This is a genomic window from Mucilaginibacter rubeus (assembly GCF_014643835.1).
Classification (GTDB): Bacteria; Bacteroidota; Bacteroidia; order Sphingobacteriales; family Sphingobacteriaceae; genus Mucilaginibacter; species Mucilaginibacter rubeus.
Genome location: NZ_BMKD01000008.1, coordinates 37,794 through 51,193, shown reverse-complemented (window position 1 = coordinate 51,193; position 13,400 = coordinate 37,794). Strand labels below are relative to the sequence as shown.

Annotated in this window: 8 protein-coding genes; 7 read left to right on the top strand and 1 reads right to left on the bottom strand. The window is 43.7% G+C overall.

Features of this window, described 5'->3' with window-relative positions; genetic code table 11:
- Positions 1 to 91 precede the first annotated feature (91 nt).
- From IEX80_RS22600 to IEX80_RS22570, 7 genes are all read left to right on the top strand, one after another.
- Positions 92 to 3,265: a SusC/RagA family TonB-linked outer membrane protein gene (locus IEX80_RS22600; protein ID WP_188834235.1), complete on the top strand. Its 3,174-nt coding sequence runs from the start codon at positions 92 to 94 to the stop codon at positions 3,263 to 3,265.
- Positions 3,266 to 3,279: 14 nt separating this feature from the next.
- On the top strand, positions 3,280 to 5,190 hold the full coding sequence (locus IEX80_RS22595) for a RagB/SusD family nutrient uptake outer membrane protein (RefSeq protein ID WP_188834234.1): 1,911 nt from the start codon (positions 3,280 to 3,282) through the stop codon (positions 5,188 to 5,190).
- A gap of 13 nt (positions 5,191 to 5,203) precedes the next feature.
- A complete protein-coding gene (locus IEX80_RS22590; RefSeq protein WP_188834233.1) occupies positions 5,204 to 5,953 on the top strand; it encodes a DUF3823 domain-containing protein in 750 nt (249 codons plus the stop codon).
- Positions 5,954 to 6,026: 73 nt separating this feature from the next.
- Positions 6,027 to 8,213 (top strand): type 1 glutamine amidotransferase family protein, encoded by a 2,187-nt coding sequence (locus IEX80_RS22585; protein ID WP_176625600.1) that lies wholly within the window; start codon positions 6,027 to 6,029, stop codon positions 8,211 to 8,213.
- 336 nt (positions 8,214 to 8,549) lie between these two features.
- Positions 8,550 to 10,826, top strand: coding sequence for a GH92 family glycosyl hydrolase (locus IEX80_RS22580; protein WP_090531085.1), 2,277 nt, complete (start codon positions 8,550 to 8,552; stop codon positions 10,824 to 10,826).
- A 291-nt stretch (positions 10,827 to 11,117) separates the two neighbouring features.
- A complete protein-coding gene (locus IEX80_RS22575; protein ID WP_090531088.1) occupies positions 11,118 to 11,753 on the top strand; it encodes a hypothetical protein in 636 nt (211 codons plus the stop codon).
- A gap of 84 nt (positions 11,754 to 11,837) precedes the next feature.
- Positions 11,838 to 12,395, top strand: a complete 558-nt coding sequence (locus IEX80_RS22570; RefSeq protein WP_188834232.1) for a hypothetical protein — start codon at positions 11,838 to 11,840, stop codon at positions 12,393 to 12,395.
- Between the two features lie 41 nt (positions 12,396 to 12,436).
- Here IEX80_RS22570 and IEX80_RS22565 read toward each other — a convergent pair whose 3' ends face one another.
- Positions 12,437 to 13,345 carry a prohibitin family protein gene (locus tag IEX80_RS22565; protein ID WP_188834231.1) on the bottom strand — a complete coding sequence of 303 codons (909 nt, stop codon included), beginning with the start codon at positions 13,343 to 13,345 and terminating at the stop codon, positions 12,437 to 12,439.
- Positions 13,346 to 13,400 lie beyond the last annotated feature (55 nt).

Sequence of the window (13,400 nt, the reverse complement as noted above, 5' to 3'; positions counted from 1 at the left end):
ATGATATGTATTAAGCGGGTTTAACCATCCCTGTTTAATGGTTTTTGCTTCCCTTTTTGGCAAGAGTTATAAACCCATTAACCAATTATTTATGTACGAAAATTTTACCAATTATGATGGATGCCATCGCATCCGTTATCGTGCTAAAATTAAAGGGATGCTTCAATGCTGCATAACCGCCCTTTTATTTTTAGCCATGTGTACTTCGGCTTTTGCTCAGGGCAGCAAAATAACCGGTGTAGTAAATGACGAGCATGGGCAGCCCCTGCCTGGCGTTAGCGTTAAGCTTAAAGGTACGCCCAATGGAACTACTACTAATATAGATGGTCAGTTCAGCATCAATGCCGAACCAAGCCAAACTTTAGTGTTTAGCTTTTTGGGTTATATACAGCAAGAAGTTGCTGTGGGTTCTCAAAAAAGTGTAACTGTTAAATTATTGCCAAATGCCACCAACATCAACGAGGTGGTTGTAGTAGGTTACGGTACGCAGAAAAAAGCATCGGTGACAGGTTCGGTGGCTTCGGTTACCAACTCTGAGATTGTGACCACCAAAAACGAGAACGCGCTCAATATGCTTGCCGGTAAAATAGCCGGTGTGCGAATCACTCAAAATACTTCTGAGCCGGGTTCATTCAGCAACTCATTTGATATCCGTGGTTTCGGTAACCCATTAGTGATTATCGACGGTGTTCCTCGCGATAATATTTCAAGGCTCGATCCTAACGATATCGAAAGTGTTTCGGTATTGAAAGACGCTTCGGCTGCTGTTTACGGGATTCGTGCTGCTAACGGTGTTGTATTGGTTACCACAAAAAAAGGTAAAAAAGGTGCTATCGATCTCAATTATTCGGGTTCGTATGGGTGGCAGGTTCCGGCTTATATGCCAAAACCGGTTGGTGCTATTGATTACATGACATTGGTAAACGAGCAATTATTGCACAATGTTAATGGAGGACAGGTAAAATACACAGACGCCGATTTTGAAGCTTTCAGAAATGGTTCAAGAAAAAGCACCGATTGGTATTCGCAGGTTTTTGCCAACAGTTCGCCGCAACAGCAGCATAACCTGAACGCGTCGGGAGGCAGTGAAAACACTAACTACTTTTTGAGTTTGGGTACTACCGATCAGAACGGCTTTTTCAAAAGCAATGATTTGAACTACAAAAAATACAATGTACGCTCAAACATCAGTTCTAAAGTAACCAAAGACCTTACTGTTGATCTGAACCTGGCTGCAACTATCGAGCAAACAAATCAGCTTTATAATGATGCATGGTGGATTATCCGTTCATTTTGGCGCCAGGTACCAACCCAAACTGTTTATACCAATAATAACCCGTCGTATTTAAATAATGGCGAGGTTGATGGTTCAAACCCTGTCGCTTTATCAGATGCAGGCATCAGCGGTTATAAAAAGATTGCGAATAAATGGTTTCAATCATCAATGTCGGCAACCTATACCGTGCCTTTTGTGCCGGGCTTAAGTGTAAAAGGCTTGTATAATTATGATTATTACATGTCAAACAACAAGCTGTATCAGCGTTCATACAACCAGTACACTTATGATGCAAATAAAGACACCTATTCTCCTATAGCCAATCAAACCCCAGGCTCAATTACCAGGCAGTTTTATGAAAAGCCTAATAGCTTAATGCAGTTGTCGCTAAATTATAACAAGGCATTAAAAGGTGGACACACTTTAACGGGCTTATTCCTGTATGAAGAAAGGTCACAGGGGGTTGATAACTTTAACGCTATGAAAGAGTTGTCATTACCGGTTGATCAGCTTGGGGCCGGAAACTCACTTAACCAAAAGGCATCTATCGATGACGGCTTGCCATCTGAGTTTATTTCAAAATCATATGTTGGCAGATTAAATTATGATTATAACGGCAAATACCTGGCCGAATTTAGTTTTAGGAATGATGCCAACTCAAAAAACTCGCCATTAAAAAGATGGGGCTTTTTCCCTGGAGCATCATTAGGCTGGAGAGTATCGCAGGAAAAATTCTGGAAAAACTCCTCAGCTCTTTCATTTGTTGATGATCTGAAGATCAGGTTATCATATGCCAAATTGGGTGATGACTCAAATCTTGATAATTTCAATTATCTGGCTGGTTACAATTATCCTGCTTCCGGCGACAATAATAGACTGCCACCGGGATCGGTGTTTGATGGCACGTTCATTAACGCTGCACAAAGCAGGGGTATTAATAACCCTTACATATTTTGGCTGGTTGCCAAAACTTATAACGCCGGTGTTGATTTACAGGCCTGGAATGGTTTATTGGGATTAACCGTAGATGTTTTCAGACGCGACAGGAGCGGTTTGCTTGATACCCGGATTGAGGCGTTGCCAGGCGTTGTAGGTGCTGGCCTGCCGCAGGAAAATTTAAATAGTGATCAAACTCAGGGTTTTGATATCGAATTAAACCACCGTAATCATATAGGCAATGTAAATTATATGGTTAAAGGTACATTCGGTTATACACGCAGCAAATGGGTAAGCAAAATTCATGGAGCTTATGGTAACTCACAGCTAAACTGGCATAACAATAATGACAACCGCTACAACAATATTTTTTGGGGTTATGGTGCGGATGGACAGTTCCAAAACTATCAGCAGATCTTGAATAGCCCTCAATTTGTATCCCGTAACGCCGTGGTTGGTGATTACATTTTGCAGGATTGGAACGGTGATGGTGTAATTAACGATCAGGACGTACACCCTATAGCTCAAAACGTGAGCAATAACAACTACAGTACGCCGGCTACAACTTTTGGCTTAACGTTGGGCGCATCATACAAAGGCTTTGATGTTAACGCGGTACTACAAGGCGCTGCTGGTATTAACGTATCATACATTGAGCAGTTAAATATCCCGTTATGGGGTGGCGGAAGTGCATTGGCCATGTTTATGGACAGGTACCACCCAACTGATCCTAAAGCCGACCCATATAACCCTAATACGGTATGGACACCAGGCACATTCGCTCTTACAGGTACAACTGCCAATACAAACTCGCTATCAAACATCCACAGTGCTGCTTATGTAAGGCTTAAATCAGCCGAGATAGGTTATACAATCCCGCAAAGTGCAGCAAAAGTGCTCGGAATAAAGGGTGCAAGGATTTTTGCCAACGGTTACAACATCCTTACCGTTACCGGCCTCAAATATCTCGATCCCGAACACCCATCCGCAAATTACGGTTACCTGTATCCGTTGGATAAAATATTCTCACTTGGCTTAAATGTTAAATTTTAATTAAGCATCAGATCATGAAAAAGTTCCCATATATCATACTCACTTTTTTACTTTGCTGGACAACAGCCTGTAAAAAGCTTGACACCCTGCCTCCAAGTATCATTAGCGATCAGGATGTATTTTCAAGCGCGGCCGGGGTAACTGCCTATATGGCCCGCATGTACAGCGAGCTCCCTATCGAGGATTTTAGATATTCACCTGAACGTGGCTTAAACATGTTTTGGATTATCAGCCCAACAAGCGCTACCACTGGCGAAGCACTTAGCCGCGACCAGAATGGTTCAATGCAGGAAAATACCGGGTTGTCAACCTGGAGCGATTGTTACCGCACCATTCGCGATGCTAACTATTTTTCCGAGAACATTGGCAAATACGCCGGCAACTTCACCAACGATCAGGTAAACAACTGGTTAGGTGAAGCCCGCTTTATTCGTGCTGCTACCTATTTTGCTTTAGTTAAACGCTACGGCGGCGTTCCGTTGGTTGATAAGGTGCTTAAATACCCGGAGCAAAGCATCGAGGAGTTAAAAATACCACGTAATTCTGAAGAAAAGATCTATGATTTTATTGGCACCGACCTGGATTATGCTTACGCTAATCTTCCTGAAACTAATCAGGTTGGCCGGGCCAATAAGTATGTGGCTGCCGGTTTCAAATCAAGGGCAATGCTTTACGCCGGTACAGTAGCTAAATATAACCAGATTTCATTGGTTGATGGCAGCGGCAACAGGCTTTGTGGTATCCCGGTTGCAAAGGCGGTTACTTATTTTAAAGCAGCTTATGATGCCGCGGCACTGCTTGACGGCAAATACAGCTTGTACAAAAAAGCATGGGCTGCGGGCGATAAAAACGCGCAGTACCTAAACTACGTGAATATGTTTTTTGATGCATCAAGCCCTGAAAACATATTTGTACGCCAGTATCACTACCCTGAATCGGTACATGGATATGATGCTTATAATGTGCCACGCCAGTTAATGGGCGCTAACGGTTACTCATCAGAAGTTAACCCGACATTGGATTTTGTGGAGCTGTTTGACGGTTTTCCTAAAAATGCAGATGGTACTATCAAAACTACAACCGGTGGCAAATACGATCTGTACACCAACACCATGGATATATTTGCCAATGCCGAACCAAGGCTAAGGGCAACCGTAGTTTTGCCGGGGGATGTGATGAAAGGTGTAAGCATCGAGATCCGCAGGGGCATTTATACCGGTTCTTCAGTTGGTGGAATCAATCCGCTGTTGCCTGCAGGTTCAACTGCTCATTATCCTACTGATAATATTGTGCAATCGGCCAACGCCAGCCAAACTCCATACAAATTGCCAAATGGTACAACTATGAACCCTGCCGGTTTAAGCGGTTATTTCACAGGCGATGGTACCAATTCTGTTTCGGGGTTCTCTATCCGTAAATATATCGTACCGGATAAACCTACATCTGAAGTATTGGAAAACCGTTCTGATCAAACCTGGATAGAATTGCGTTATGCTGAGGTATTACTTAACCGTGCCGAGGCTGCTGTAGAGTTAAACTCGTTAGGCCAGTCGGATAAAAGCTATTTACAGGATGCCTTTACCCAGATTAACGCTATCCGTGAACGTGGTGGTGCCGACCTGTTAACCGGTACAGCCAATTTAACTATCGACGTAGTTCGTAAAGAGCGTAAAAAAGAGCTTGGTTTTGAAAACAAACAGTACTGGGATATGCGCCGCTGGAGAGTTGCCGATAAAGAGCAAAACAGCACAATCTATCGTACGTTGATGCCTTTCTATTCGGCCAATGATGGTAAGTATTTCTTTGATGCCCGTTTAGACGAGCGTAATTCAAGATACACTTTTGATGTGCGCTGGTACTACGAGCAGATCCCGCAGGACGAGATCCAGAAAAGCCAGAATTTAATTCAAAATCCGGGTTATTAATTTTAAGAGAGAGATGAAAAAACTATTTTATAGCATAGCATTAAGTGTATTGGTTGCCGCAGGCAGCTCATGCAAAAAAGTTGATAATTATGCCGCTCCCAATGTTACCTTAAAAGGCACCGTAACGGATGCAGGTACAGGCAAAAGCCTGCAAACAGAACAAGGTTCAGGCACCCGCATCAAATTATTGGAGATAAGCTGGAGCTCAAACCCTACTCCGTTTTATGTATCCTCATTCCAGGATGGTACTTACCAAAACACCAAACTGTTTGCAGGCAAAAACGTAATTTCGGCAGAGGGCGCTTTTGTACCATTGGTACAGGTTGACGATGCCGGCAAAACCATTGTTGATAAAAGTCAGACAGTTGACGTAAAAGACGTAACTACCGTAAATTTTTCGGTTGAGCCATTTTTACGGATAGAGTGGGTTGGTGATCCGGTTTTGAATGCTGATGGCACCATAACTACCAGCTTTAAAGTTACCCGGGGTACTGCCGATCCTAATTTTCAGCAAAACGTGAGCGATGTGGCTGTATTTGTTAATTCAAACAACTACGTAGGCAATAATAACTACGATAACCGCTACACACCTAAGCTGAGCGGTAATGATGCAAATAACTCGGTTGGTAAAACTCTTAGTCTTACCACGCTTGGTGGCGCATTGCCGGGTAAAAGGAGCTATTTTATCCGCGTAGGTGCAAGGGTTTCCTATGGCCTTAATTATTATAATTATACCGACGTTAAAGAGGTAAAGGTTCCGTAAAAACAAATAATACCTGTGTGAGGGAGGGGCCGTAGGAGTGGTTCCTTCCAACACAGTTTTATAAAATATAACTATGAAGAATACGCTGCTTTTTTGTTGCGGACTTGCCCTCGCTGCCGGCGCCTATGCGCAGGATGCTAACCCCAAACCGGCTTCCCTGAAAGAGAAAACGGCTTTCCAAACCAGCAGTCCCTGGAGGCCCGAAATTGATGTGCGATCAGATATTGCCATTGTTTACGGCACTAATGATCATCCTAATATGACCTTTGAGCAACGCGTTAAATCATGGCGCGACCGTGGCTATGACGTAAATTTCATGACCGGTATTGCCTGGGGCGACTACAAAGATTACTTTTTGGGTAAATGGGATGGTAAAAACCACCTTGGCGTAGGGCAGGTAACCCAAAGAGGCGATACAATTTTCCACGGGAAGGATATGCCTTATGTTGTGCCCGATGATTCGTTTATCGAATACATGAAAACTGCCGTCGTCAAACGGGTAATAGACGTAGGGATCACCAACATTTTTTTAGAAGAACCTGAGTTTTGGGCCCGCGCAGGTTATAGCGCCGGCTTTAAAAACCAATGGCAAAAATATTACGGCTTCCCATGGAAACCACAGGATGCATCTCCTGAAAATACTTACTTATCCAACAAGCTAAAATATAACCTGTACTATGAAACCATCAAACAGGTATCATCATACGCCAAGGAGTATGGCAAAAGCAAAGGGATGAACATTAAGGTGTTTATTGCTACACACTCCTTGGTAAATTATTCGTCATGGCAAATCGTTAGTCCGGAGGCAAGTCTGGCATCACTACCGGGTATTGATGGTTACATCGCCCAGGTTTGGACGGGTACCTCACGCGAGCCTACTTACTTTAATGGCTTAGAAAAGGAGCGTGTATTTGAGAACGCGTTTTTGGAATATGGTTCGGTAGTATCCATGACAGCGCCGACAGGTCGTAAGGTGTTTTTCCTGACCGACCCGATTGAAGACCGTGTGCATGACTGGAGCGATTACAAACGCAACTACCAGGCTACTTTTACCGCCAAGCTGTTGTACCCGATGGTTGCCGATTACGAGGTAATGCCATGGCCAGAACGTATCTACACGCATCCATACCCGGTATTGGGCACTAATGAAAAAACGCTGATCCCGCAATTTTACTCCACCCAGATGCAGATCATGGTGAATGCGCTGAATGATATGCCTGTTTCAACCAACAAAGTATCTGGTGTTAATGGAATCGGCGTGCTGATGAGCAACACACTAATGTTCCAGCGTTTCCCAACACATAACGGCTTTGAAGATCCGCAGTTCTCTAACTTCTATGGTCAAACGCTGCCACTGGTAAAGCGCGGCGTTCCGGTACAAACCGTACACATGGAAAACCTGGGTTATGCGGCATCGCTTAAGGATATCAAAGTTTTGGTGATGAGCTACTCCAACATGAAACCGGTATCAGCAGAAGTTCATGAGCATTTGGCCGAATGGATTAAAAATGGCGGTGTACTGATCTACACCGGTCGCGATGATGATCCCTATCAATCGGTAATGGAATGGTGGGATACCAAAGGCAATAATTTTAAAGCGCCATCACAGCACCTGTTTAAACTGCTGGGTATAAACCCAACCGGGAATGATCAGCGTTTTGCTGTTGGCAAAGGTACGGTTTATGTGTTGAGGCAAAACCCCAAAGAGTATGTAATGCAGGCTAATAATGATGATAATTTCATCAAAACTGTAAAACATGCTTATGAAAAAGATGCCGATGGTGGTAAGCTAAAATTTAAAAATAGCATGTACCTGGAGCGCGGCCCGTATGATATTATTTCGGTAATGGACGAAAACACTGACAGCAAATCATACACTGTTAAAGGCCCCGTTATCGACCTTTTTGATCCGCAGTTACCTGTGTTGGATAAAAAAATCATTAATCCTAATGAGCAGGCCTTGTTATACGTAGTTAAACGTGTTGAAGATAAAAAGCAACCAAAAGTATTGGCTTCGGCCTCAAGGGTTTATAATGAAGTTATAACAGAAAACAGCTACAGTTTTGTAGCCAAAAGCCCGATTAATACATTAAACAGCGCCCGGATCTTATTGCCGGCGCAACCGAAAGAAACAGTAGTTACCGATAATACAGGAAAAACCATTGCTGATGTAAAATCCTCGTGGGATAAATCATCAAAAACCCTGTACCTGGGCTTTGCCAACAGTCCCGATGGTATTAAGGTGAGCATTAAATGGTAAAAAGAGTCTTTTTTGAGAGAGAGTTGATTTATGCTTCCGTACGCGAAATTTCACGTGCGGAAGTTTTTTTGAAAAGAGATTCCGTAATTCGCTCAAAAAATTTGTCCTTGTATTGATAACGGCTATTCGGAAGATTTTTTAATTCCCTCACTTGGGAGGGGTGCGGTGGAAAGTGTTGTGGCGGGGAGGGGTTTGTAGGCTTTGCTAATGAATATGCATGGTGATTAACCCCTCCCTACACCCTCCAGAGGGAGGGAATCGCGCAATCCCCGTTTTAAATTTCTTTGAGTACCGATAATACTGTATTGATTTGAAAATAAAGTCCCCCAATAATAAATGAAAAAATTACTTCTCCTGGCGTTTGCCTTTTTACCGGCAGCACTTTCGGCACAAGAAAAGGTGCCGTCACCTGTCGATCTCATCAACCCGCTTATGGGTACACAATCAAAGCCGTCGTTATCCAACGGTAATACTTACCCGGCAGTAGCCCTGCCATGGGGTATGAACTTCTGGACTCCGCAAACCGGTAAAATGGGCGATGGGTGGCAGTACACTTATGATGCCGATAAGATCCTCGGTTTTAAACAAACCCATCAGCCATCGCCCTGGATGAATGATTATGGTATGTTTTCTGTGTTCCCCGAAACAGGTAAGTTAAAACTGGATGAAAAAGATCGCGCCAGCTGGTTCTCGCATAAAGCTGAAACAGCGAAACCATACTATTACAGCGTTTACCTGGCCGACTATGACGTAACAACTGAAATAACGCCAACCGAACGCGCTGCCAGCTTCCAATTCACTTTCCCTAAAAGTGACAACTCTCATATCGTGATCGACGCTTTTGACAAAGGCTCATACGTAAAGATCATGCCCGGCGAGCAAAAGATTATTGGCTACAGCACTAAAAATAGCGGCGCTGTACCTGCCAACTTCAAAAACTATTTTGTTATTTATGTAGATAAACCATTCGCGCTGGCCTCTGCATGGCACGATTGGAAACAGGATGCCGGGCAACTGGAATACACCGGCGATCATGCTGGTGCGGTGATCACACTGAAAACCGCTAAAGGTGAAAAAGTTCATCTTAAAGTAGCCTCATCATTCATCAGCATTGAGCAGGCCGAACTTAACCTGAAACGCGAGTTGGGCAACGATGATTTTGCTGCTACCTGCCAAAAAGCAAAAGATACCTGGAACAAAACGTTAAGTCGTTTAAATGTTGAAGGTGGTACTATTGACCAAACCCGTACTTTTTACAGCAGCCTTTACCGTATGCTGTTTTTCCCAAACAAGATGTATGAGGTTGATGCCAATGGGCAAAATGTACATTACAGCCCTTTCAACGGTAAAGTTGCACCGGGATACCTTTTTGCCGGTACAGGTTTCTGGGATACCTTCAGGGCATTGTATCCTTTCCTGAATTTGGTTTACCCATCTATCAACAAAGAAATGCAGGAAGGCCTCATCAATGATTACAAAGAAGGTGGCTGGCTGCCAGAGTGGTCGAGCCCGGGCTACGCTGATTGTATGATCGGTAATAACTCTGCGTCGGTAGTTTCTGAAGCTTATCTGAAAGGTTTGCGTGGTTATGATATCGAAACTTTGTATCAAGCTCTTAAACACGGTGCTAATAATGAAGGCCCGAATGCTACCGGTCGCCGGGGTGTGCAGTATTATAACACTTTAGGCTATGTGCCATACAACGTAAAGATCAACGAAAACGCAGCACGTACGTTAGAGTATGCTTATGACGATTTTGCTATTTACCAGTTGGGTAAGGCTTTGGGCAAACCTAAAAAGGAAATAGAGATCTACAAAAAACGCAGCCAGAACTACCGTAATATTTTTGATCCGCAAACTAAACTGATGCGCGGTAAAAATCAGGATGGCACTTTTGAAACACCATTCAATCCGTTTAAATGGGGCGATGCCTTTACCGAAGGTAACAGCTGGCACTATAGCTGGGGCGTGTTCCATGATATTCAGGGTTTAATAAACCTGATGGGCGGCAAGCAGCAATTTGCAGCCAAACTGGATTCCGTATTTGAAATGCCGCCGGTATTTGATGACAGCTACTATGGTGGTGTGATCCACGAGATCCGCGAAATGCAGATTGCAGGTATGGGCCAATACGCGCACGGTAACCAGCCTATCCAGCACATGATCTATCTTTACAATCACGCAAATCAACCATGGAAAACCCAGTACTGGGTTCGTGAAGCAATGAACAGGCTTTACCGGGCAACTCCTGATGGTTACTGCGGCGACGAGGATAACGGTCAAACTTCTGCATGGTATATCTTCTCAGCAATGGGCTTTTACCCGGTAACCCCGGCCAGCGACCAGTATGTTTTAGGTGCCCCGCTGTTTAAAAAAGTAACTGTTAATTTAGAGAATGGCAAAACCATCACCATCAACGCGCCAAAAAACAGCGCAGATAACAAGTATGTAAACACACTTACAGTTGATGGCAAACCATACACTAATAACTGGTTAAGCCATAAAGGTTTACTAAATGGTGCAGTACTTGATTTTGATATGCAGGCCACTCCGAATAAAGACCGCGGTACCAAAGATGCCGATGTGCCTTATTCAATGAGTAACGAGAAATAAACACCCCTCCTTAAAAATTCCCTCTTGAGAGGGGCGCGGCGGGAATGAGCGAGAGCAGGGGTGTGTTTGTGCGATTTGATTATCAAAGCAGAAACACACCCCTCCGCCCCTCTCAAGAGGGGAATCGCACATTCCCGTCCTTTTTTTATTTTTTGCAGAGACGCATCACATGCCGTCTCCCGCTATGCAGATCAAACATGCATGATGGGAGATGCGGGTTATGCGTTTTTTGTTTTAGATATGCCATCTAAAAGTTTTGTTTTACCTACATTTAGCAATCAACGCTAAACCATGAAATATCTTTTACTTTTCGTACTTATCACAACTACCTGTATTGTTAAAGCGCAGGATTTTGCGGCTTTAAAGGCGGGACAATCAAAGGCCGAACAGATCATATTGAATGATGAAGACGGGAAGGTGATGATGGCATTTTATGATCCCAGCGCCAACAAAACTCAAAATAAACTTATTGCCTCTGTGCAGGCCAACGCCAATAAACATATCCCTCCGGTATTATTTACTATGGCTATAGTTTTATTTGGGCAGGAAAAATATAGCGATGCCTGTTTTTGGTTTTATGTAGCGCAATTAAGATCAAGATACGATGTAAACCGCAGTGTAGATAAAACGGTATCGGCAGCCAACTGGAACGGCCCAATCGGGATGTCGATAAACCAATATGCCTTTGAGCATCTGGATACCTTAGAAAAGGTTGTTCCCCAGGTTGTAGCTTATGTAACTGCAAATGACGAGTTATATGATCAGCGATGGATCAACGTTTTAACAGCACATGATAAGGTAAAAGACGAAGACATAGATAAGTTAAGCGTTGATAAAAGCCTTTGGCCAGGTATCAAAAAAGAAACAATAGATTCTTATTATGCCGATTTTAAAGAGGTTGTGAATAAAGCCAGGCAAAAGCAATAAGAATATGGTTTTTAAGCAGATATTCGGGGTTGTTTACGTTTAATTGGTAATTTACTTTTATCTTTTTTGTAACTTGCCTTATCAATGAAAAGCCAAAAAACAAACGTTTCGGTCTTACTCGTATGTCTTTTGGCGCTGCCTGCGATATTAGCTTTTTCCTTACACCCCTCCGGCAAATACAACCTCGATTTTTTCACTACCCATAACCAATTTTACCTCTGCGATTCGGCCTTTACCGGTACCACCGGTGATACTACCTTTTGGAACACCGACGCCCAAAATGCGCGCTTAGGGACTACCGAAGATATCATCGGCATAAAAATAGCCAGCTATGGCCACGTACGGGCCGAACTTAATGTGCTCAACACAGCCGACGCAGAAAAAGATTTCAGCAAATACGACCATGTTGTTGAGGGCAGCGTAAAACTAAGTTCGGGCATTATGGAGGTCCTGAATTTTCCGGATACTAAAATTATCTTAAAAGCCATTGTTACCCCGGCAAGATATCGCATACGCATTTATTCGTATGCTGTAAAAAACGTAAATCCCGATGAGGACGAAGGTACCGATCACTATAAGATTACCCTTTGGCCCGGGGAAGGCAGGGAAAGGAAAGTATTGAAAGCCTACAGGGCGGACTAATCCATTTATGCCCGCCCGAAACAAGGTACATTAATCACGCACTATTTATCGCTGATCATTATCGGGTTGCCTCCCTTTCCGCCGCCAATAATAATCACCTTGGCATTGGGCGAAAGCGCTATTTCCTTTTGTGCTTTTATGGCTTCGTATTGCAGTTGCTTATCCGATAACCCGGTTGAAAGGATACGCTGATAATCGGCAATACCCTGCGCTTCCACCCGCTTACGTTCGGCTTCCTGGCGCTCTTTTTGCAATATGAACTGCATTTTCTGGGCGTCCTGCTCGGCATTGATCTTTGATTCGATACTGGCGCGTACCGAGGCTGGCAGGGTAATGTTGCGCACAAGGATTTGTTGTAGTTCCAGTCCGCGTTTTTCAAAACTGGCGGTAATGTAACGGTTTATTTTATCCTGAAACTCCTGTCGTTTGGTCGAATACAGGTCGACAGCAGCATAGGCAACCGCGTTATCGCGGATGGCCGTGCGCGAAACCGGGCGAACGATCTTATCCACATAGTTTTCGCCTATGTTCTGCATAATGTAAGGGGCTTTGTCGGGCTTCACCTTATAAAGTACTGACAGGTCAATAGTAACCTCAAGCCCATCTGATGACAGCACCCGGATAGCATCATCGCCTTCCTTTTGGCCTTCATTATTAACCGCGCTCATAGTATAGGTTTGGGTCTGCACATCAAAAGTGGTGATCTCTACAACAGGGTTTATAATGTGTAAGCCACTTTCAAGCACCTGGTCCTGCACCTTGCCAAAAAGGGTTTGAACCCCTACCTTGCCCGGCTCAATAACTTTAAATATATTGAGTAATAAGCCAAGTACCACCATGGCTATACCTACCGCGGTTACCACGCCGTTAAAGCGGCCGGCCGGTTCGGGCGAACGTTTGAGCACTATACCCACAATGAGTACAATAACTCCTAATACTGCTATAAACATGCAATGAAGTTAAGCTTTTTTTGCATGCTGCAAGCTTATTATAAAAGAATGTTTT